Annotated in this window: 18 protein-coding genes; 6 read left to right on the top strand and 12 right to left on the bottom strand. The window is 74.1% G+C overall.

Annotated features, from left to right (window positions below; translation table 11 throughout):
- Positions 1 to 389 precede the first annotated feature (389 nt).
- The 7 genes from pheT to infC form a co-directional block, all read right to left on the bottom strand.
- Positions 390 to 2,900, bottom strand: a complete 2,511-nt coding sequence (gene pheT, locus ACFVDM_RS27510; RefSeq protein ID WP_383645643.1) for a phenylalanine--tRNA ligase subunit beta — start codon at positions 2,898 to 2,900, stop codon at positions 390 to 392.
- Entirely contained in the window at positions 2,900 to 4,027 is a 1,128-nt protein-coding gene (gene pheS / locus ACFVDM_RS27505) for a phenylalanine--tRNA ligase subunit alpha (RefSeq protein WP_383645641.1), read from the bottom strand. Before pheS ends, pheT begins: the two co-directional genes overlap by 1 nt.
- A gap of 124 nt (positions 4,028 to 4,151) precedes the next feature.
- Complete coding sequence (locus ACFVDM_RS27500; RefSeq protein ID WP_383645638.1) at positions 4,152 to 5,303, bottom strand: ATP-binding protein; 1,152 nt, start codon at positions 5,301 to 5,303, stop codon at positions 4,152 to 4,154.
- A gap of 108 nt (positions 5,304 to 5,411) precedes the next feature.
- A complete protein-coding gene (locus tag ACFVDM_RS27495; protein WP_383645634.1) occupies positions 5,412 to 6,254 on the bottom strand; it encodes a TrmH family RNA methyltransferase in 843 nt (280 codons plus the stop codon).
- A gap of 128 nt (positions 6,255 to 6,382) precedes the next feature.
- Positions 6,383 to 6,766: a 50S ribosomal protein L20 gene (gene rplT / locus ACFVDM_RS27490; RefSeq protein ID WP_003970214.1), complete on the bottom strand. Its 384-nt coding sequence runs from the start codon at positions 6,764 to 6,766 to the stop codon at positions 6,383 to 6,385.
- A 106-nt stretch (positions 6,767 to 6,872) separates the two neighbouring features.
- Positions 6,873 to 7,067 carry a 50S ribosomal protein L35 gene (rpmI, locus tag ACFVDM_RS27485; RefSeq protein WP_003970213.1) on the bottom strand — a complete coding sequence of 65 codons (195 nt, stop codon included), beginning with the start codon at positions 7,065 to 7,067 and terminating at the stop codon, positions 6,873 to 6,875.
- 120 nt (positions 7,068 to 7,187) lie between these two features.
- Positions 7,188 to 7,817, bottom strand: a complete 630-nt coding sequence (gene infC, locus ACFVDM_RS27480) for a translation initiation factor IF-3 (RefSeq protein ID WP_383646147.1) — start codon at positions 7,815 to 7,817, stop codon at positions 7,188 to 7,190.
- A 387-nt stretch (positions 7,818 to 8,204) separates the two neighbouring features.
- Here infC and ACFVDM_RS27475 point away from each other — a divergent pair, with 387 nt between their 5' ends.
- On the top strand, positions 8,205 to 8,567 hold the full coding sequence (locus tag ACFVDM_RS27475) for a DUF1844 domain-containing protein (protein ID WP_383645630.1): 363 nt from the start codon (positions 8,205 to 8,207) through the stop codon (positions 8,565 to 8,567).
- A gap of 78 nt (positions 8,568 to 8,645) precedes the next feature.
- Here ACFVDM_RS27475 and ACFVDM_RS27470 read toward each other — a convergent pair whose 3' ends face one another.
- Positions 8,646 to 9,374, bottom strand: a complete 729-nt coding sequence (locus ACFVDM_RS27470; protein WP_383645627.1) for an SseB family protein — start codon at positions 9,372 to 9,374, stop codon at positions 8,646 to 8,648.
- An 86-nt stretch (positions 9,375 to 9,460) separates the two neighbouring features.
- Between ACFVDM_RS27470 and ACFVDM_RS27465 the strand changes: the two genes are divergently transcribed.
- Entirely contained in the window at positions 9,461 to 10,390 is a 930-nt protein-coding gene (locus tag ACFVDM_RS27465; RefSeq protein WP_383645624.1) for a serine hydrolase, read from the top strand.
- A gap of 171 nt (positions 10,391 to 10,561) precedes the next feature.
- On the opposite strand, the gene mycP is transcribed toward ACFVDM_RS27465, so the two are convergent.
- On the bottom strand, positions 10,562 to 11,761 hold the full coding sequence (gene mycP / locus ACFVDM_RS27460; protein WP_383645621.1) for a type VII secretion-associated serine protease mycosin: 1,200 nt from the start codon (positions 11,759 to 11,761) through the stop codon (positions 10,562 to 10,564).
- Positions 11,758 to 12,684, bottom strand: coding sequence for a hypothetical protein (locus ACFVDM_RS27455; RefSeq protein WP_383646142.1), 927 nt, complete (start codon positions 12,682 to 12,684; stop codon positions 11,758 to 11,760). The genes mycP and ACFVDM_RS27455 overlap by 4 nt, the downstream gene beginning before the upstream one ends.
- Positions 12,685 to 14,022: 1,338 nt before the next feature.
- On the opposite strand from ACFVDM_RS27455, the gene ACFVDM_RS27450 reads away from it, so the two are divergent.
- Complete coding sequence (locus ACFVDM_RS27450) at positions 14,023 to 15,225, top strand: amino acid deaminase/aldolase (RefSeq protein ID WP_383645618.1); 1,203 nt, start codon at positions 14,023 to 14,025, stop codon at positions 15,223 to 15,225.
- A gap of 28 nt (positions 15,226 to 15,253) precedes the next feature.
- Here the strand turns inward: ACFVDM_RS27450 and ACFVDM_RS27445 are convergent, their stop codons facing one another.
- Together ACFVDM_RS27445 and ACFVDM_RS27440 are read right to left on the bottom strand one after the other, a co-directional pair.
- Entirely contained in the window at positions 15,254 to 16,174 is a 921-nt protein-coding gene (locus tag ACFVDM_RS27445) for a DUF2510 domain-containing protein (protein ID WP_383645615.1), read from the bottom strand.
- Between the two features lie 30 nt (positions 16,175 to 16,204).
- The gene (locus ACFVDM_RS27440; protein ID WP_383645614.1) at positions 16,205 to 17,344 is read right to left on the bottom strand and encodes a hypothetical protein; all 1,140 of its coding nucleotides are present in this window, start codon (positions 17,342 to 17,344) and stop codon (positions 16,205 to 16,207) included.
- Positions 17,345 to 17,502: 158 nt separating this feature from the next.
- Here ACFVDM_RS27440 and ACFVDM_RS27435 point away from each other — a divergent pair, with 158 nt between their 5' ends.
- Genes ACFVDM_RS27435 through eutC form a run of 3 tightly spaced genes read left to right on the top strand, consistent with a single transcriptional unit; the run spans position 17,503 to position 20,483 of the window.
- Positions 17,503 to 18,324 (top strand): hypothetical protein, encoded by an 822-nt coding sequence (locus ACFVDM_RS27435; protein ID WP_383645612.1) that lies wholly within the window; start codon positions 17,503 to 17,505, stop codon positions 18,322 to 18,324.
- 12 nt (positions 18,325 to 18,336) lie between these two features.
- A complete protein-coding gene (locus tag ACFVDM_RS27430; RefSeq protein WP_383645611.1) occupies positions 18,337 to 19,734 on the top strand; it encodes an ethanolamine ammonia-lyase subunit EutB in 1,398 nt (465 codons plus the stop codon).
- Positions 19,734 to 20,483, top strand: a complete 750-nt coding sequence (eutC, locus tag ACFVDM_RS27425; RefSeq protein WP_383645608.1) for an ethanolamine ammonia-lyase subunit EutC — start codon at positions 19,734 to 19,736, stop codon at positions 20,481 to 20,483. Before ACFVDM_RS27430 ends, eutC begins: the two co-directional genes overlap by 1 nt.
- The last annotated feature ends 60 nt before the right edge of the window (positions 20,484 to 20,543 follow it).

Raw genomic sequence — 20,543 nt, 5'->3', positions numbered from 1 at the left:
GTCGCCCCAGTGGAGCACGATTCACACGGGGTGTGAACGGAATGCCCGAACCGTCCCGTCGCGCACGCTGTCGCGGCGCTGCGCGGACGGTTTGAATGGTTGTCCTCGCAAGAGGCGGCCGGGTCGTCTGCTCCCCCTCGTACAGCACGACGGCCCGCTCCCGCGCCGTCCGCCCTGCCGACCTGCCCGACACTCCGCGGCAGCGCGGGCGGCGCCGGATCGCACGACCCACTGCCCAGGGATCGGAGGGTGGCCACGGGGTCGGCCGACGGCCGGGGTTGCCCCCGGCCCGTGCCGGGCCCGTATGCGGTCCGTGCCGCCCGGCGAGTACGGAGGAGGGGCGTGTCCGGTGGCCGGACACGCCCCTCCCTTCGCTCTCCGCGTGGGTGCTACGCGCCGCGCAGCACCGCGCCGGTGCGCTCGGCGGCCAGCGCGACCGCCGCGTCGCGCGCGGCGCTCGCCTCGTCGACGGTCAGCGTGCGGTCGCCCGCGCGGAAGCGCAGCGCGTACGCCAGGGACTTGCTGCCCGCGCCGATCTGCTCGCCGGTGAACACGTCGAACAGCCGCAGCGATTCGAGGAGTTCACCCGCGCCCTCGCGCAGGGCCCGCTCCACGTCGGCGGCCGGGACGGACGCGTCGACGACGAGCGCGACGTCCTGGGTCGCCACCGGGAAGGTGGAGATCCGGGGCGCCTGCAGCGCGCCGTCGGCGGCCTGCTCCAGCAGGTCGAGCCGCAGCTCCATGGCGCAGCTGCGGGCCGGCAGGTGGAGTTCCTTGATGACGCGCGGGTGCAGTTCGCCCGCGTGCCCCACGAGGGTCTCCGTTCCGTCGGCCGTCACGTACAGCGCGGCGCAGCGGCCCGGGTGCCAGGGCGCGTGCCGGTCGGCGCGGACGGTCAGCTCGACACCGGCCTCCCGTGCGACGGTGCGGGCGGCCTCGATGGCGTCCGCCCAGTCCGCCGGGCGGCCCTTGCCCCACCAGCCGGCCTGCTCGCGGGCGCCCGCGAGGACCACCGCGACCTGGCGCGGCTGGTACGGCAGGGCGGCGTCGAGCGTGGCGAGCTCCTCGTCGGAGGGGCGCCGGTCGACGGGCAGCCGGACGGGCTTCGTCTCCCGGCCGGTGGGCCGGAAGACCAGGCCGGTCTCGAAGAGCGCGAGGTCGTGGCTGCCCCGGCCGTCGTTGCGCCGCAGCGCGCCGAGGAGGCCCGGCAGCAGCGTGGTGCGCAGCGAGGGCTCCTCGTCGGAGATCGGGTTGACCAGCTTGACCGTGCGGCGGCGGTCGTCGTCCGCCTCCAGGCCGAGCTGGTCGAGGACCGCCTCGCCGATGAACGGGTAGTTCAGCGCCTCGACGTATCCGGCGCCGGCCAGGGCGCGGCCGACGCGGCGGTGCAGCCGCTGGCGGTCGGTGAGCCCGCGGCCGGAGGGCGGGGTGGGGAGGGTGGAGGGCAGGTTCTCGTAGCCCTCCAGCCGGATGACCTCTTCGGCCAGGTCGTTCGGCTCGTTCAGGTCGGGGCGCCAGGAGGGCGCGGTGACCAGCAGCTCGTCCTGCCCGTAGACGTCGCAGCCGACCTCCTGGAGGCGGCGTACGACGGTCTCGCGGCCGTAGGCGACACCGGCGACCCGGTCGGGGTGGTCGGCCGCCATGGTGATGGTCCGGGGCGCGGACGGGGCGCTGATCTCGGTGACGCCCGCCTCGGCGGTGCCGCCGGCGAGCAGCACCAGCAGGTCGACGGTGCGCTGCGCGGCAGCGGCGGCGGCCTGCGGGTCGACGCCGCGCTCGAAGCGCTTGGACGCCTCGGAGGACAGCTTGTGGCGGCGCGCGGTCCGGGCGATCGAGATCGCGTCGAAGTGCGCGGCCTCGATGACGACCTCGGTGGTGTGCGCCTCCTCCGAGGCGTCGGCGATCTCGGTGTTCGCCCCGCCCATGACGCCCGCGAGGCCGATGGGGCCCCGGTCGTCGGTGATGACGAGGTCGGCGGCGTCCAGGACGCGGACCTGCCCGTCGAGGGTGGTGAGCTTCTCGCCCTGCTCGGCGCGGCGCACGCCGATCGGGCCCTCGATGCGGCTGCGGTCGTAGGCGTGCAGCGGCTGGCCCAGTTCGAGCATCACGTAGTTGGTGACGTCGACGGCGAGCGAGATCGGGCGCATGCCGGCCTTCTGGAGGCGGCGCTGCATCCAGATCGGGGACCGGGCCTCGGGCTGGAGGCCGGTCACGGTGCGCGCGGTGAAGCGGTCGCAGCCGATCGGGTCGGAGACCTTCACCGGGTAGCCGTACGCGTTGGGCGCGGGCACGTCGAGGAGCGCGGGGTCGCGCAGCGGCAGCCCGTACGCGGTGGCGGTCTCGCGGGCGACACCGCGCATCGACAGGCAGTAGCCGCGGTCCGGGGTGACGGCGATGTCGAGGACCTCGTCGACGAGCTGGAGCAGCTCGATCGCGTCGGTGCCCGCCTCGTGCTCCGGCGGGAGCACGATGATGCCGTGCGTGCCGTCGTCGCCCATGCCGAGTTCGTCGGTGGAGCAGATCATGCCGTGCGAGGTCCTGCCGTACGTCTTGCGCGCGGCGATGGCGAAGTCGCCGGGGAGCACGGCGCCGGGCAGGACCACGACGACCTTGTCGCCGACCGAGAAGTTGCGGGCGCCGCAGACGATCTCCTGCGGCTCGCCGGTGCCGTTGGCGGTGCCGACGTCGACCGTGCAGAAGCGGATGGGCTTCTTGAAGCCCTCCAGCTCCTCGATGGTCAGCACCTGTCCGACGACCAGCGGGCCCCGGAGGCCGGCGCCGATCCGCTCGACGGTCTCGACCTCCAGGCCGACCCCGACGAGCTTGGCCTGCACGTCGCGGCCGGTCTCGGTGACCGGCAGGTCGACGTATTCCCGCAGCCAGGAAAGCGGGACGCGCATCAGATCTCCATCCCGAAGGGCCGGGTGAACCGGACGTCTCCCTCGACCATGTCTCGCATGTCTTCAACGTGGTGGCGGAACATCAGCATCCGCTCGATGCCGAAGCCGAAGGCGAATCCGCTGTACTTCTCCGGGTCGACGCCGCAGGCGATGAGCACCTTGGGGTTGACCATGCCGCAGCCGCCCAGCTCGATCCAGCCCTCGCTGCCGCAGGTGCGGCAGGGGCGGTCGGGGTTGCCGACGGACTCGCCGCGGCAGACGTAGCAGACCATGTCCATCTCGGCGGACGGCTCGGTGAACGGGAAGAAGTTCGGCCGCAGCCGGGTCTTCATGTCCGGGCCGAAGAGCGCCTGGACCATGTGGTCGAGGGTGCCCTTCAGATCGGCCATGGTCAGGCCCTCGTCGACGGCGAGCAGCTCGATCTGGTGGAAGACCGGGGTGTGCGTGGCGTCGAGCTCGTCGGTGCGGTAGACCCGGCCCGGACAGACGACGTAGACCGGGGGCTCGCGGTCGAGCAGGGTGCGGGCCTGGACCGGGGAGGTGTGGGTGCGCAGCACGACTCCGGACTCGTCGGTCTTCGCGCCGTCGGCGCCCTCGACGAAGAAGGTGTCCTGCATCTGGCGCGCGGGGTGGTCGGGCACGAAGTTCAGCGCGTCGAAGTTGAACCACTCGGCCTCGGCCTCGGGGCCCTCGGCGATCTCGTAGCCCATGGCCACGAAGACGTCGGCGACGCGCTCCATGATGGTCGTCAGGGGGTGGCGGGCGCCGGCCGGGGTGCGGTCGTAGGGCAGGGTGACGTCCACCGCTTCCTCGACCAGGACCCGGGCGTCCCGCTCGGCCTCCAGCTCCGCCTGGCGCGCGGCCAGGGCCTTGGCCACGGCGCCGCGGGCCTGGCCGACGCGCTTGCCGGCCTCGGCCTTCGCCTGCGGGGGCAGCGCGCCGATCTCACGGTTGGCGAGCGACAGGGGGGAGGTACCACCGGTGTGCGCGGTCTTCGCCTGGGCGAGCGCGTCGAGGTCACCGGCGACGGCGAAGGCGGCGAACGCCTCGTCCCGCATGCGCTCGATCTCTTCCGGTTTCAGTGCCTCGACCTCGACTGGGTCGTACGACTTGTTCGGTGCCGACATCTCTTCCCGTACTTCCGATTGGCTGGTGGCGCGACCCCGCTCGACGACCGGAGGACGCAAAGGTGCCAATGGTCGAGTCTAAGGGTCACAAGATGAAGGAGGCGCCCGTGGGCCGCCGGGGCCGCTACTTCAGGTAGGCCGGCGCAGCCACGGGCAGCATAAATCGGAACTCGGCGCCGCCCCCGGGCCCGCGCCCGACCGTGATCGTGCCGCCGTGGGCCTCGACGATGCCCTTGACGATGTAGAGGCCCAGGCCGGTGCCGCCGCGCTTGCTCCCCCGCCAGAAGCGGGTGAAGACACGGCCCATCGACTCCTCGGGAATGCCGGGACCTTCATCACTCACGGTGACCGCCGTTCCCTTCTCGTCGATCGATGCCGTCGCGGGGGCCACTTCGATGGTGACGGTTCCCTCGCCGTGGCGCACCGCGTTTTCCAGGAGGTTGCCGAGGACCTGGTCGACCTTGTCGGGGTCGGCCCAGACCTGGGGCAGCGGCTGGCAGGTGCGGACGAGGAAGCGGCCGGGGTCCTGGCCGGTGGCGGTGAGGGCCTGGACGTGGCGTTCGACGGCGGCGGAGAGGTCGACGGGCTGGCGGCGGAGTTCCAGCCGGCCGGAGTCGATCCGGGAGATGTCCAGCAGTTCGGCGATCAACCGGGTGACGCGGTTGGCGTCGGCGTCGACGGTCTCCAGCATCAGCCGCTTCTGGTCGTCCGTGAAGCGTTCCCACTTGGCCAGCAGGGTGGCGGTGAAGCCCTTGACGGAGGTGAGCGGCGAGCGCAGTTCGTGGGCGACGGTGGCGATGAGTTCGGCGTTGCTGCGTTCGTTGCGGCGGCGGGCCTCGGTGCCGCGCAGGCTGATCACCAGCCGGCACACCGGTCCGGTCGGACTCTCCCGTACGTAGCGCGCCGAGACGAGGACCTCGCGGCCGCCGGGCAGCAGCAGATTGCGCTCGGGCTGGCCGACGCGGGTGGCGAGGCCGCCGTACGGGTCGGTCAGCTCCCACCAGCGGCGGCCCTTGAGGTCCTCCAGCGGCAGGACGTGCTGGAGCGGGCGGCCCAGCGCGGCCGCCGGGGACTGTGCGGTGATCCGGGCGGCGGCGGCGTTGAAGCAGATGACCCGGCCGGTCCCGTCAGCGACGACGAGCCCGTCGGGAAGGTCGTCCGGGTCCAGTGCGCGGCCGCCGGGGCCGATGCCCGCGACGGTCACCCCGTCCGGGTCCCCGGCGGGGCGTGCCACGGCCGCCCCTGTCGCCCGCGACCCGCTCATGCCGACAGCCATTTCCCGTACCCCACCTCTCGAACCGGTGCAGTGGGCCCCCGAGTCCGTCACCCTACTAGCCCGCGGTGACGGAGCGACACCCTGCGACGCCGGGGTGGAGCGGGCGGGTCAGCCCGTGGTACGGCGGGGGCGCTGGGCGCGGGCGGAGGCGTAGAGGCAGACCGCGGCGGCGGTGGCGAGGTTGAGGCTCTCGGCCCTGCCGTGGATGGGCACCCGGACGACGGCGTCGGCCAGGGCGCGGGTCTCCTCGGGCAGGCCCCAGGCCTCGTTGCCGAAGACCCAGGCGGTGGGGGTGCCCATGGTGCCGGCGTCGAGTTCGTCGTCCAGGTCCCTCTCGCCCGCCCCGTCGGCGGCGAGGATCCGTACGCCCGCCTCCCGCAGTCCTCCTACCGCCGTCTCGACGGGTACGCCGACGGCGACCGGCAGATGGAAGAGGGAGCCGACGGAGGCGCGGACCGACTTGGGGTTGTACAGGTCGACGGAGGCATCGGTGAGGACGACCGCGTCGGCGCCCGCGGCGTCGGCGCAGCGCAGCACGGTGCCGGCGTTCCCGGGGTCGCGGACGTTCGCGAGGACGGCGACGAGCCGGGGCCGGGCGGCGAGGACGGCGTCGAAGGGCGAGTCCAGGAAGCGGCAGACGCCGATCAGGCCCTGCGGGGTGACGGTCTGCGACACATCGGCCAGGACCTCGCCGTCGGCGAGGTGCACACGGGCGCCGGCGGCGAGGGCGGCGTCGACGATGGCGGTGTGGCGCTCGGCGGCCTCGACGGTGGCGAACAGCTCGATGAGGGTGGGTTCGCCGTCGCTGCCGCGGTGGTCCGCGGCCTCGCGCACGGCCTGCGGCCCCTCGGCGATGAACCTGCGCTCCTTGCCGCGGAAGTTGCGCCTGGCCAGCCGCCTCGCGGCGGCGACCCGGGGCGAACGCGGGGAGATCAGTTCGGGGGTGCCCATGTCGGCGGCGCGCCTCTCTTGCGGGACGAAAAAGGTCCGGACGAAAGGGTCCGGGGGTGCAACGCACCGGACCCGCAGACGGCGCGCGCCTGCGGGTCCGGCTCAGAAGCCAAGAAATGCGGCCTGGATCAGGCGGCCTTCGGGGCGTTGACGTCGCTCGGAAGGGCCTTCTGGGCGACCTCGACGAGGGCGGCGAACGCGTTGGCGTCGTTGACCGCGAGCTCGGCCAGGATCTTGCGGTCCACCTCGATGTTGGCGGCCTTCAGACCCTGGATGAGGCGGTTGTACGTCATGCCGTTCTGGCGGGCAGCGGCGTTGATGCGCTGGATCCACAGCTGACGGAAGTCGCCCTTGCGCTTCTTGCGGTCGTTGTAGTTGTAGACCAGGGAGTGGGTGACCTGCTCCTTGGCCTTGCGGTACAGGCGCGAGCGCTGACCGCGGTAACCGCTGGCGGCCTCGAGGATCGCCCGGCGCTTCTTGTGGGCGTTGACTGCCCGCTTGACGCGTGCCACTTGTTAACTCCTTGTAGCGGGGCCGTGGGTGTCCTCACACGGCCCGGAAACGAATTGGTCCCGGTCGGATCGAGGGCGCGTCCCGGGTGTCACCCGGAACGACGCCTCACTTGCCGAGAAGCTTCTTGATCTTCTTGGCGTCGGCCGGAGCCACGACGACCGTGCCGGTCAGCGAGCGGGTCTTCTTGGACGACTTGTGCTCGAGCAGGTGGCGCTTGCCGGCCCTCTCGCGGAGCACCTTGCCGGAGCCGGTGATCTTGAAGCGCTTGCTGGCACCGCTGTGCGTCTTGTTCTTCGGCATCGCGCCGTTCTCTCCTCGTCAGTGGCGCCCCTCTCGGTGCGGGCACCGGATAGCAGGGGCGTCAGATCTTCATGGGTTCCGGGGTGGACCCGGGGGCGCCTGGATGGCGGCCCCCGGAGGTCACGCCTCGGAAGGTGTCTCGGCCGGAGCCTCGTCCGCGGCCGGGGCGTCGGACGTACCCTGACGCTCGGCCTTGCGGGCGGCCTGGGCCTCGCGGGCCTCGGCCATGGCTTCGGTCTTCTTCTTGTGCGGGCCCAGAACCATGATCATGTTCCGGCCGTCCTGCTTCGGGTTGGACTCGATGAAGCCGAGTTCCTCCACGTCCGAAGCCAGACGCTGGAGCAGTCGGAAGCCCAGCTCGGGGCGGGACTGCTCACGACCACGGAACATGATCGTGATCTTGACCTTGTCACCCTGCTTGAGGAACCGGACGACGTGACCCTTCTTGGTGTCGTAGTCGTGCGGGTCGATCTTCGGCCGGAGCTTCATCTCCTTGATGACCGTGTGCGCCTGGTTCTTGCGCGCCTCACGGGCCTTCATGGCCGACTCGTACTTGAACTTCCCGTAGTCCATGAGCTTGCACACGGGCGGACGGGCGGTAGCCGCCACCTCGACCAGGTCGAGGTCGTACTCCTGTGCGAGTTCCAGGGCCTTGGCAAGCGGCACGATTCCGACCTGCTCGCCACTGGGACCGACAAGTCGCACCTCGGGCACGCGAATCCGGTCGTTGATGCGGGGCTCGGCGCTGATGGATCCTCCTCGGTAGCACCACGCGACCGCCTGGCGGACAGCCGCGTAACGTCTGTTTCAGACAAGACCAACCGCGCAAGGCCATGAAAAATGCCCCGCCGGGACACATGCGGGGCTCCTGGACAACCGGAACACCGCCACGGTCAACCGCGGGGCGCATCGGGCGGCTCCATCGTCCGTACGGAACGATGGGCGCCACCTGACCGGTGACCCGCCGTCCCGGAGGACGGTCAGGTGGGAGATCGGAGCCTCCACTTGTGGGCCGGGCGCATAGGCACCCAGCCGGTCGTTACACAAGGTTAGCAGCTCGCCCGTGCAAGCGCGAACCGGTGTGCGCATCCGCGCCCGGGGACGGAGGGGGCGGGCCGGGGGCCTATCGTATGGCGCATGAGTGACGCGACCCCCACCAGTGAGACCCCCGGCTTCGACGACATGGCCCGCGACATCGCGGAGGTGCCCGCCGTCGAGGTGATCGTGACGGTCGCCGTCAACCTGATGAGCGCCGCCGCCGTGAAGCTCGGGCTGACCGAGGACGGCGACGACCACAAGGACCTGGACGAGGCCCGCAAGCTGATCCACGCCCTGGCCGGGCTGCTGGACGCGAGCACCACGGAGATCAGCTCCTTCCACGCGGCCCCGCTCCGCGACGGTCTGAAGTCGCTCCAGCTGGCCTTCCGCGAGGCGTCGGTGGTGCCGGACGAGCCCGGTCACGGACCCGGCGAGAAGTACACCGGCCCCGTCTTCGGCTGAGCAGCCGCCCGTCCCGACCGTTTCCGTACGTGAGCCCCCCGCCGCACCGGCGGGGGGCTCACGGCGTACGGGGGCGGTTCAGCGCGTGAACAGGGCCTCGCCTGGTGCCGGCGCGTCGGCCGGGAGCAGCGCGAGGTCCAGTCCGCGCACCAGCCGGGCGCGCAGCACCTCGTCGGCCGCCAGGGCGCGCGCGACGCGGCCCGCCGCCTCAGCGGGGTCGGCGCCGGCGGCCAGCACCAGAGCGAGAGTGCCGTCGGCGCGGCCGGGGCCCAGATGGGCGCGGAGCACGGCGGGCTCGGCGGCGACGGCCGCGCGCACGGCGGTGGTGACGGCCGGGTCGTCGAGCGGATCGGCGCTGGTCCGGCCCTCGGCCAGGGCGAGCAGGGCGGAGCCTGTCAGTTCGAAGGCCACGGGGCCCGCGAGATCGAGCACCACGGTGTCGGCCTTCTCGTGCGCGGCGGCCTGGAGGGCCTGGTGCAGGGGTACGGCGACGGGGCGCGCCTCGGGGTCCCACAGGGCCAGTGCTGCGGTGGAGGTGAAGGCGGGCAGGGCGCGGCGGTCACCCGCCTGGAGCGTGGGCACCGCCATGTCGCTGGTCTTCTCGCGGCGCAGCCCGTTCTCGTCCTCCTCCACCTCGCCGAGGACCGCGACCACGGGAACCAGGAGCCGGGCCCCCTTGAGGGCTTCGAGCACCGGGCCGACGGCCGCGCGGTCGGTGGACCATGCGGTCAGGGCCTCGGTCAGGGCGGGGTCGGCCGAGCCGTCGTCGTCGGAGTATCCGGGGTCCGGAATGTTCTTCTGCGCCACAGGGCGAGCGTAGTGCCTGGGCTTTCTCATCCGTTCGACAGGTCGGACCCAGGCCGCTGCCAGCCTCGGTTCCTAGCGTCCGGGGCATGGCCCGTCATGCTCTCCGCCGTTCCGCCCTGTCCGTCTCCCTGACCGCCGCCCTCGTCCTGACCGCGTCGGCGGCCGGGGGCGCGTACCTGTCCGGCCGGTCGCCGCGTCAGGTGCCCGCCGCCTCGGCCTCCGTATCGTCCGTGTCGCCGGCGGCGTCCGCCCCGGCGCCGGCGGCGGAGGGCGGGGCAGTGGTGGAGGACCGGGACACGGAGCTGGCGGCGGCCCTGGAACCGCTGCTGGCGGACGCGGACGGGGAGGCGGTGTCGGTGGCCGTGCTGGACCGGGACACCGGGGTCCGCGCGGTGTACGGGGGCGGGGAGGAGACGTACGACACGGCGAGCATCGTCAAGGTCGACATCCTCGCCGCGCTGCTGCTGCGCGCCCAGGAGGAGGGGCGCGCGCTGACCTCGACGGAGCGTGCGCGGGCGGCCGTGATGATCGGGCGCAGCGACAACGACGCGGCGACCGCGCTGTTCGCGGCGGTGGGCGGGGCGGACGGTCTCGACGCGGCCAACGAGCGGTTCGGCCTGACCTCGACGAAGGCCGCGCGGGCGTGGGGGCTGACCCGGACCACGGCGGCCGATCAACTGACGCTGCTGGAGGCGGTGTTCACCGACGACGAGGACGCCGTGCTGGAGCCGGCGTCCCGGACATATCTGCGGGGGCTGATGGCGCGGGTCCAGGCCGACCAGCGGTGGGGGGTGTCGGCGGCGGGCAGCGGCGGGGCACTGAAGAACGGCTGGATGCCGAGGACCGCCACCGGACTGTGGAACATCAACAGCATCGGCCGCGTCACGGTGGACGGCCATCCCTGTCTGGTCGCGGTGCTCGCCGCCGGGCAGCGCACCAAGGAGGCGGGGATCGCGCGGGTCGAGTCGGTGGCGGAGGCGGCCGTGGGTGTGGTCCGGGCCGGGAACGACGGCTGAGCGACGCCGGGGTCGACCGCCGGGGCGGGGCCGGGCGGGCGGAACGCGCGACGGGCGAGGCGCGGTGGCGGTCGGCGGCGCGAGGCAGGACGTGGCGACGGGCAGGGCGCGGTGGCGGCAGTCAGCGGCGCAAGGCAGGACGTGGCGACGGGCAATGGGCAGTAGCGGCGGTCAGCGGCGTGGGGTGCGGGCGCGGGGTCCCCGGCCGCGCCAGAGCAGGACCGCCAGGGCGAGCAGGAGCGCGCCGAGTCCGCCCGCCACCGGGGCGAGCCAGCCGGCCGGGCCGTCGTCCGGGCGGGCCGGGGCGGGGCCGGACCCGAAGTACCGCTTGTGGTAGCCGGCGGTGGAACCGGCGTGAGTGTCCTCGGGGCGCAGCGCGGCGCCCGCCTTGATCGCGGCGGCGGGGTCGACGATGCCGTAGCCGCGTGCGTCGTCGCGGCCGCCGGACGGAGCGGCGCGCGCGGTGTCGGTGAGGAGCTTCCTGATCTGGGCCGGGGTGAGCCCGGGGTGCGCGGCACGGACCAGGGCCACGGCGCCGGAGACGAACGCGGCGGCGGCCGAGGTGCCCCACTCCACGTAGTACTTGCGGTCCGGTGCGGGGACGACGATGTCGACGCCGGGGGCGCTCACGGTGGCGTACCAGCGCCGGGTGGAGAAGGAGGCGTGGGTGCCGTACCGGTCGACGGCGGCGACCGCTATCACGCCCGGGTAGGCGGCCGGGTAGGAGATGTGGTCGCCCTTCTCGCCGCCGTTGCCGGAGGAGGCGACGACGACGGCGCCCTTCTTCAGGGCGTACTGGACGGCCGCGTCCTCACCGGGTTCGGGGTGCGCGGAGGCGCTGTCGTCGCCGAGGGAGAGGTTGATGACGTCGGCACCGTGGTCGGCGGCCCAGCGGATGCCGTCGGCGAGGGCGGTCCCCCTGGTCTTGCGGGCCTTGGCGCGGGCGGGGTCGCCGGCTTCGAGGATGACCCGGACGGGCAGGATCCGCGCCTCGGGCGCCACGCCGAGGACGCCTGCCTCGCGTCCGTCGCCGTGGCCGCGTCCGGCGATGATCCCGGCCATGGCCGTGCCGTGCCGGGCCCAGGAGCGGTCGCCGCGTGCGGCGCCGAAGCCGATCAGGTCCTTGCCGGGGAGGACCTGTCCCGCGAGGTCGGGCAGGGTTCCGTCGACGCCCGTGTCGACGACGGCGACGGTGATCCCCTTGCCCCGGGTGGTCTTCCAGGCCTTCTCGGTGTGCAGGGCGTCCAGCCCCCACTGCTGGGCCCGGATGGTGTCGGCACCCGCGGGCGTCACGGGCAGCAGGGTGAGCGCGGTGGCGGCGCAGACCGCGCCGAGGAGTCCGCGGGAGCGGGCGCGGGCGCGGCGGATCATTCGGGCTTCTCCGTGAGGTCGGCGACGGTGCGGCGCAGTCCGCGTTCGATCCGGTCGGCCACGCCCCGGGCCTCGTGGCCCAGACCGGCCTGGGCGGCGGCGGTCGTCGCGTTCGGCACCATGGCCTTGTCGGCGGGCTGCGGATCGGCGACCTTCCGCCCGTCGGCGAACCCGGAGACGGAGAACACGACGACGGGCACCTCGGTCAGCACGTGCACGGTCCAGCTGGCCCGCTGCCGGTCGCCGAACCCGGCGGCCGGGGTGTTCTTCACTGCGTACGGGCGGGGCATCAGGTCGGCGCGCGTGTCGAGGTGTTCGGTGGTGAAGCGGGTGCTCAGCGCCCGCATGCCCGCGGCGTCGGCCTCGGTGAACACCATCCCGACCGTGATCACGCTGCTGTGTGTCGCGTCGGTGTACGTCGCGCGCAGCAGCCGGGCGCAGCCGGCCTGCGCCAGGGTCTTGAGGAGCAGCGGGTCGAGCCCTTCCGCGCAGCCGCCGTCCGGCGCGACCGCGATCCGGGTCCAGACCCGGTCGGAGCGGCCCGGCCCCGCCCCGTCGCCCTTGAGCGTGGGCGGGAACAGGGTGTCGACCGGAATGCTGTGCCAGGCCGCGGCGCCCACGGTGTACGCGCTGTGCTCCGCCGGATCGGCCTCCGAGTCGCTGATCAGCCAGCTGCCGGTGGCCGCCCCGCCGATCAGCCCCAGTCCGAGGACGACGCAGACGGCCGCCGCCGCCGTCCTGAACGGGTGCCGCACCCGCACCGGCCGCAGCCGCGCGGTCCGTTCGGCCGGCGTCTCGGCGGGCACGCCGGTGTACGCGGGCCGGTACGCGTACGGCGCGGACGCGCCCCTGGCCGGCGGCCCCCCGAGATCCACCGCGCCCACGGGCCGCCGCCGGGTCGCCGGGGGCGGGGTGCGCGGCAGCGGCGGAAGCGGCGCGGCACCCGGCTGCGCGCTCCTGCCCGGGACCGGCGCCGCCGACGGCACGGGCCGCAGCCGCGCGGTGGTCTCGGCGGGCGACGGCTCACCCGCCCCGTCCGTCATGGAGGCCCGGGGCCCCGGGGGTGCGGCGGGGCCCCTCGGGGCGGGCGGCGGGGGCGACTCGGGAGGGCTGGGCACGTGTGCGGGGGCGGGTGCGGCCGGGCCACCGCTGCCGGGCGCGGGGCTCTGCGCAGGGCCGCCGGTGCCGGACACCGGGCCCTGCCCCGTCGGGGGGCGGGGCTGCGGAAGGGGCGCGCTCGCGGGCGCGGAGGCGGGCGCCCCGGAAGGGACGGCGGGCGCCGGGGCGGGCGTCGCGGGTGCGGCCGACGACGAGGCATGAGGCGCGGCAGGGACGGAGGCGGGTGCCGGAGGCACGGCGGGCGGGGCGGCCTGAGGTATGGGTTTCCGCTGCTCGTTCCCGTCGTCGGGGATACGGGCGGCGCACGCGGCGGGGGCCGCCCCGGAGGCGGGCGCGGGGGTTCCGGCCGGGGTGGGCGTGGCGGCGGACGCGGATGCCGCACTCCGGCTCGGCGCAGCGGCCGGCGACACCGGATCCGAAACGGGCCCGGAAGCTCCGGCCGGGGTAGGCGTAGCGGCGGACGCGGATGCCCGATTCCGGCTCGGCGCAACGGCCGTCGGCACCGGAGCCATAACGGACCCGGAACCTCCGGCCGGGGCGGGCGTCGCGGCGGACGCGGATGCCGGGTTCCGGCTGAGCGGGGCCCCCGGCGACACCGCAGCCGAAACGGGCCCGGAAGCTCCGGCCGAGGCGGGCGCGGGAGTTCCGGTGGAGGCCGGCCCCTCGGCGAACGCAGGGGGCAAGGGGCGGGTGGGTGTGGCGGTGGGCGGTGACGCGGGCGCGGAGGTGGCGGTCGTCGGGGCCTGGTTCGGGACGGGCGGTGCGGGCGCCGGTGCGGCGTCCGGGAAGGGCGTCGCGGCCGGAAGCCGGGCCGGTTCCTCGGCTGCCGGGGCGGATGGCGGGTCCGCGGGGGCCGCAGCGGATGGCGGGTCCGCGGGGGCCGGGGGGACGCGGGGTGGGTGGGTCGGGCGGGGTGGGACGGGAGCGCGCTGCGCCTCGGTACTCATCCGCCCCCCTGGTCCGTTCCGTACCGCCCGTGCGATCCGCCCGCACGGACAGGCGCGTCGCTCGCCGCGTGCCCGTCACTCTACGGGCTGCGGCGGCCCCGGTGGGAGCGGGCGCGGTGCCGGCCGGTCCGGGGCGGCCGATCTGCGCGGATCGTCCCCCTACCCAGCGGTACGGTCGTCTGGCAAGCTGCGGCCATGACTGCCCGTGCCGCTGACCGGACCCGTTACAACCGGGCCACCGCCCATCTCGACGCCCCGATCGCCGTCGTCGACCTCGACGCCTTCGACGCCAACGCCGACGACCTCGTCCGACGGTCGGCGGGGAAGCCGATCCGGGTGGCGAGCAAGTCGGTGCGGTGCCGGGCACTGCTGGAACGGGTGCTGGCGCGCCCCGGGTTCGCCGGGATCATGTCGTTCACGCTCGCGGAGTCGCTGTGGCTGGCGCGGGCCGGCTTCGAGGACGTGCTCCTCGCCTATCCGTCGGCCGACCGGGCGGCCTTCGCCGAACTGGCCGCCGATCCCAAGCTGGCCGCCGCGGTGACCGTGATGGTGGACGACCACGCGCAACTGGAGCTGATCGACGCGGCGCGGGCCGGGGGCACCGAGGAGATCCGGGTCTGTCTGGAACTGGACACCTCGCTGCGGATGCTCGGCGGCCGGGTCCGGATCGGCGCGCTGCGCTCCCCGCTGCGCACCCCCGCGCAACTGACCGAGCTGGCCAGGTCGGTGGCGCGCAGGCCGGGGTTCCGGCTGGTGGGGCTGATGGCGTACGAGGGGCATATCGCCGGGGTGGGCGACTCGGTCGCGGGGCGGCCGCTGCGGTCCCGGGCGATCCGGCTGATGCAGGCCACCGCGCGCAGGGAACTGGCGGCCCGGCGGGCCGAGGTGGTGCGGGCGGTCCGTGCCGTGGCCCCGGACCTGGAGTTCGTCAACGGCGGCGGCACCGGCAGTGTGCAGCACACCGCGGCGGAGGAGGCGGTCACCGAGATCGCCGCCGGATCGGGCCTCTACGTGCCCCGGCTCTTCGACAACTACACCTCGTTCAGCGCCCGTCCGGCGGCCCTGTTCGCGCAGCCCGTGGTGCGGCGGCCCGGTGTGGGCGTGGTGACGGTGCTCGGCGGCGGCTATCCGGCGTCCGGTGCGGCCGGCGCGGACCGGCTGCCGGTCCCGTATCTCCCCGAGGGGCTGCGCTACGACCCGCAGGAGGGGCCCGGCGAGGTGCAGACCCCGCTGCTGGGCGCCCCGGCCGACGATCTGCTGATCGGCGACAAGGTGTGGTTCCGGCACGCGAAGGCCGGGGAGCTGTGCGAGCGGTTCGACACCCTGCACCTGATCGAGGGCGACCGGGTGACGGCGACCGCGCCGACGTACCGGGGCGAGGGCCGCACCTTCCTCTGACCCTGACGGTCCGCCGTCCGCCGGCCCGTCAGGGGGCGATCGAGCTGCCGACGCCCCCGTCGGTCGCGGTGTCGCCGATCGGCCGGATGCCCCGGGTGAGGGTGTCCATGAGGGCGAGCGGCGGCCCGTCCGGGCCGGCGTCGAACGCGTACCGGACGACGACGGGCGACTCGCTGCCGACCGCCGAGGGGAAGGCCGTCGACTGCACATAGCCGCCCGGTCCCTTGCCGGTGAGGACCCGCCAGCGCACCCGGTAGCCGGTGCGGCCCGCGACGGTCACCGGGCCCGCGGCGATCTGCCGGTGCGAGGTGATGCCGCCGTGGATCCGGCGTCCGACGACGTCCTCGTCGTACGCCCGGTTCGCGGCCTCCACGATGTCCTCCTCGGCGATGGCCCGGGGCGTGGTGGCGTCGGTGTTGCCGGCGGTCCGGGTGGTCACGGTGCCGTGGTAGCAGAACGACGAGGAGGCACCCGGGCAGTCGTAGGAGCCGGTGGTGCGCATCGTGAGCATCTCCTCGACGGTCTTCTCGGGGCGCTCCCAGCCGGCGGGGATCGGCAGCGTGATGCCGTTGAGCTGGTCGACGAGGACCGCCGGGTCCGATGCGTCGGGCGAGCCGTCCGGGGCGGGGCCGGACGCGGTGTCCGTCCCGGTCGGCGCGGGCCGCGGCGCGGTACTCGCGGACCCGCTCGCGACAGGGGTGTCGCCGTCGTCGCCGGTCAGCAGCACCGCTCCGGTCACGGCGGCCCCGACGACCACCGCGGCGGCGGCCACCACCGCGACGGTCCGGACGCCACCGCCGCGCGGCGCCCCCGGGGCCACCGGCACGGGTGCGGGCACGGACGCGGCGCCGGGGCGGACGTGGGCGGTCCAGGCCGCGCCGTCCCACCAGCGTTCGGTGCCGGGCGCGGCCGTGTCCGGGTACCAGCCGGGCGGGGTCGGGTAACTCATCGCTCCACCTTAGGACCTGCCCCAGGCGGGTCAGCCGCCGGTCGCGGGGCGGGAGGCGGCGGTGCGCGGGGCGGCGTAGCGGCCGCGGAACCGGGCCCAGCCGGTCCGGGCGCGGCGGGAGGGCGCGGCCTCCTTCACGGGAGCCGCGCCCTTCACGGGAGCCGCCCCGTGCAGGGGCGACGGTTCCTTCACGGGCGGTGGCAGTTCCTCGCGGGCGGCCGGTTCGGGGGTGTGCAGCTCGTCGAACCGGCGCCACCCGTCCCAGGTGCGGATGTCCGCGTCCACCCGTGGTTTGAGCGGGGCGAAGCGGCCGAGTTCGAAGTCGTCGCCGCCCAGGTCGAACCAGCGCTCGCCGAACACCTCGGTCCCCAGTCCGCCCGCCTTGGCGGTCAGCCGGACGAGCATCCGCACCGATTCGGCGCCCGCCAGATCCGTGCCCTGTATCCGGGTCATCGGCAGAGTCGGCACCGCGGCCTCGACGGGGATCCAGATGGTGAAGGGGGAGCCCCGGTCCATGACGAACCAGTTCCGCTCGTCCGCCGGCCGGCCCTGCTGGTCCAGCACCCGCAGCGGCTGCTTGTAGAAGACCGGGGTGCCGTCGTGGGGCGAGGTGCGCAGGTACCAGAGGTAGACGCGGGCGGTCAGGTCGATGATGGAGAGGTTCTCCATCCGGTTGTAGAACCGCACGGCGATGATCCGGTCGTCGCTCCCCGCGTGCGCCTCGGCGAACTCGCGGGCGTCGGCCTGGTGGGCGTAGCTGAGACTGACCTTGCGGCGCCAGACGAAGGGCCGTACCGAGAAGAGCTTGATGAAGACGACACCGATGAGGGTGGCGGGCACGACGGCGCCGATGACGGAGGCGACGGTGGAGAGGACCTCGTGGGCGGTGTTGCCCTCCTGCGGGCTGAGGTTGTCCGTGCCCACACAGGCCCGCAGCGACTGGAGGGTGAGGATGAGCATCTCGTGCCCGTCACCGAGCCGGTCCGCGAGGCCGCGTGGCGAGTTCAGCGTCAGCGTCAGACCTGCGGCCATCGCGGCGGACAACAGCACGAGGCCGCCGATGGCCAGGGCGAACAGCATCGGCACGGTCCGTTCGGCGATCCACCACCGCAGCGAGGTACGGAAACGCGGATGGCCCCGCCCGCTGATCATCGCTCGCGTGAGCATCATCAATGAGCCCCCCGTTCAAGCTACTTGGGCCGTGAGGCGTCAATTCTAGTCACGTCGGGCGGGACTTCCGGGCGGCGTGCCCGCGCGTTCACCGCCGTTGCCGTCGCCCTGTGGCAAGCTCGCCCCAGTCGACCGTGTCGCCGATAAGGAGAAGCAGGGTGCTGAACCGTTCGCTGCAAGCCCTCGGCCTTGCCACCGTTCCCGCCAAGGCCCCGCTCACCTATCCCGGACGCCCGATCACGGAGCCGTCCCTCCTGCACCAGGGGTGTCTGCTGCAACTGGAGGCCGACGACGGCCCCGTCCACGGCTGGAACGTCCTCACCGACGACGGGCCGGTCCCGCTCGACGACCACCTCAAGGCGGAGGGGCTGGCCCCGCTCGCCGAACGGCACCCCGCGGTCTCGGTCGGTTCCAACGCCTCCCCCGCCCAGCTGAACAACAAGCTGGTGAGCCGGGGCCTGTCGGGGACGGTCCCGATGGTGCCGGTGAGCACCCGGGGCATCTCCATCGGTATGTGCGCGCACATCTACCCGGCCGGTTACGTGGCGACCGCCCCGTTCGCCGACCGGACGGCCGAGCGGACACTTGCGGTGACCTGGCTGGACGACGACCAGCTGAAGGCGGTCGACGAGACCGAACTGCCCTTCTACACCCGGGTGGTGCTGCCCCGGGAGGCGTACCCGATGCGGCTGCCGAACGGGACGCTGCTGGACGAGGCCCATCTGTACACCAGCGCGATGGGGGTGCTGGCCGGTCCGGACGGGGCCCCGCGCCCCGCCCAGGGCGACCAGGCCGCCCTGCTCGGCGAACTGCTCGCCGCCTCGCCCCGGCTGCGGGAACTGCTCGGCCCCGATCCGCAGTCCTGGGTGGAGCGGGCGACGGAGGACGCCGCGGTGCGGGACGAGGGCACGCAGGTCTTCCGCGACGAGGGCTGGGTCGTGATGCTCGACGATTTCACGCCGTACGCCGTCGGCGTCTGACCGGTCCGGCCGGTGACGCGTTACGCGGCCTCGGTGGGCCCCGCCGGATTCCGTTTCCCCGATCTGCGCACGGTGCTGGGCCGGGCCTCCCCCGCCCGCTCGGGGGACGAACTGGCGGGGCTCGCCGCCGGCAGCGACGCGGAGCGGGTGGCCGCCCGCCGGGTGCTGGCCGATGTACCGCTGCGGACCTTCCTGGACGAGGCGGTCGTCCCGTACGAGGACGACGAGGTCACCCGGCTGATCGTGGACACGCACGACGCGGCGGCGTTCGCCCCGGTCGCCTCGCTGACCGTGGGGGGCTTCCGCGACTGGCTGCTCTCCCCCGCCGCGACCACGGAGGCGCTGTCCGCCCTGGCGCCGGGCGTCACCCCCGAGATGGCGGCCGCCGTCAGCAAGCTGATGCGCAACCAGGACCTGATCCAGGTGGCGCGCCGGTGCACGGTCGTCACCCGGTTCCGGAACACCATCGGGCTGCCCGGCCGGCTGTCGGTGCGGCTGCAGCCCAACCACCCCACGGACTCCCCACGCGGTGTCGCGGCCTCCGTGCTGGACGGGCTGCTGTACGGCTGCGGCGACGCCGTGATCGGGATCAATCCGGCCTCGGACGCGCTGGGCGCCGTCGTCGATCTGCTGCGGCTGACGGACGACATCCGGCAGCGGTACGAGATCCCCACCCAGAGCTGTGTGCTGGCGCACGTCACCCAGACCCTCCGGGCCATCGAGCGCGGGGCCCCCGTCGATCTGGTCTTCCAGTCGGTGGCCGGGACCGAGGCCGCCAACCGCGCGTTCGGCGTGGACCTCGCCCTGCTCGGCGAGGCGCACGCGGCGGGGCTCTCCCTGGAGCGGGGCACGGTGGGCGATCACGTCATGTACTTCGAGACCGGCCAGGGCAGCGCGCTGTCCTCGGACGCGCACCACGGCGTGGACCAGCAGACGCTGGAGGCGCGGGCGTACGCGGTCGCGCGCCGGTTCCGTCCCCTGCTGGTCAACACGGTGGTCGGCTTCATCGGTCCGGAGTATCTGTACGACGGGAAACAGATCGTCAGGGCCGGTCTGGAGGACCACTTCTGCGGGAAGCTCCTCGGACTGCCGATGGGCTGCGACGTCTGCTACACCAACCACGCCGAGGCCGACCAGGACGACATGGACACCCTGCTGACGCTGCTCGGTGTGGCCGGGTGCACCTTCGTGATGGGGGTGCCGGGGGCGGACGACGTGATGCTGAACTACCAGAGCACCTCGTTCCACGACGCCCTGTACGTACGCGAGACCCTGAATCTGCGCCCCGCGCCGGAGTTCGAGGCCTGGCTGGAGCGGATGGGGATGTACGACGACGCGGGGGCGCTGCGGAGCCCGGTGCCGCACTCCGGGCTGACGGCCGGGATGGCCGCGATGATCGAGGGGGCCTGATGGACGGGGAGGTCCCGCCGGAGCTGTGGGAGCCGTTGCGCCGGCGCACCCCGGCCCGGATCGGGCTGGGGCGGACCGGGGCGGGGCTGCCGGTCGGCCGGCTGCTGGAGTTCCAGGCGGCGCACGCCCTGGCACGGGACGCCGTGCACACGCCGGTGGACTTCTCGGCGCTGCGGGCGGGGCTGACGGGGCACCGGGTCGTGGAGGTGCGCAGCGCCGCCCCCGACCGCGCCACGTATCTGCGGCGTCCCGATCTCGGGCGGCGGGTGCGTCCGGACGATGCGGGGCTGCTCTCCGGGGTCCGGGCGGACGAGCTGGTGTTCGTCGTCGCGGACGGGCTGTCGGCCACGGCGGTCGGGGCGCACGCACTGCCGCTGCTGAAGGAACTGCGGCCGCTGCTGGGCCCGTTGGGCACCGCCCCCGTGGTGCTGGCGTCCCAGGCGCGGGTGGCCCTCGGTGACGAGGTGGGAGAGCGGACCGGTGCCCGGCTCGTCGTCGTCCTGATCGGCGAGCGCCCCGGGCTGAGCGCCGCCGACAGTCTCGGGGTCTATGTGACGTACGGGCCCCGGGTGGGCCGCCGGGACTCCGAGCGCACCTGTCTCTCGAACATCCACCCGCCCGGGGGGCTGGGCCACCGGGCGGCGGCGGTGGCGCTCGCGAACCTGGTGGAGCGCGCGCTGCGGCAGGGCGCGACGGGGCTGGCGCTGGGCGACGCGGCGCTGGGACCGGCCTCGGGCGACGGGGCGTGAACGGGCGGCGCGGCGGTTCGGTGGTCCCGCGGTAAGGGCGGTGGTCCCGGGCGGCCGTGG

Source organism: Streptomyces sp. NPDC057682 (assembly GCF_042799575.1).
Classification (GTDB): Bacteria; Actinomycetota; Actinomycetes; order Streptomycetales; family Streptomycetaceae; genus Streptomyces.
The sequence above is the reverse complement of the archived record's forward strand: the minus strand, read 5'-3'. Positions and strand labels throughout refer to the sequence as shown.

What these genes read in the sequence shown, in the direction of transcription:
- pheT (WP_383645643.1), bottom strand. Translation starts at nt 2,900, where the DNA reads ATGCGCGTCCCGCTTTCCTGGCTGCGGGAATACGTCGACCTGCCGGTC.
- pheS (WP_383645641.1), bottom strand. Translation starts at nt 4,027, where the DNA reads ATGTCGGCACCGAACAAGTCGTACGACCCAGTCGAGGTCGAGGCACTG.
- ACFVDM_RS27500 (WP_383645638.1), bottom strand. Translation starts at nt 5,303, where the DNA reads ATGGCTGTCGGCATGAGCGGGTCGCGGGCGACAGGGGCGGCCGTGGCA.
- ACFVDM_RS27495 (WP_383645634.1), bottom strand. Translation starts at nt 6,254, where the DNA reads ATGGGCACCCCCGAACTGATCTCCCCGCGTTCGCCCCGGGTCGCCGCC.
- rpmI (WP_003970213.1), bottom strand. Translation starts at nt 7,067, where the DNA reads ATGCCGAAGAACAAGACGCACAGCGGTGCCAGCAAGCGCTTCAAGATC.
- ACFVDM_RS27475 (WP_383645630.1), top strand. Translation starts at nt 8,205, where the DNA reads ATGAGTGACGCGACCCCCACCAGTGAGACCCCCGGCTTCGACGACATG.
- ACFVDM_RS27465 (WP_383645624.1), top strand. Translation starts at nt 9,461, where the DNA reads ATGGCCCGTCATGCTCTCCGCCGTTCCGCCCTGTCCGTCTCCCTGACC.
- mycP (WP_383645621.1), bottom strand. Translation starts at nt 11,761, where the DNA reads ATGATCCGCCGCGCCCGCGCCCGCTCCCGCGGACTCCTCGGCGCGGTC.
- ACFVDM_RS27450 (WP_383645618.1), top strand. Translation starts at nt 14,023, where the DNA reads ATGACTGCCCGTGCCGCTGACCGGACCCGTTACAACCGGGCCACCGCC.
- ACFVDM_RS27445 (WP_383645615.1), bottom strand. Translation starts at nt 16,174, where the DNA reads ATGAGTTACCCGACCCCGCCCGGCTGGTACCCGGACACGGCCGCGCCC.
- ACFVDM_RS27440 (WP_383645614.1), bottom strand. Translation starts at nt 17,344, where the DNA reads ATGATGCTCACGCGAGCGATGATCAGCGGGCGGGGCCATCCGCGTTTC.
- eutC (WP_383645608.1), top strand. Translation starts at nt 19,734, where the DNA reads ATGGACGGGGAGGTCCCGCCGGAGCTGTGGGAGCCGTTGCGCCGGCGC.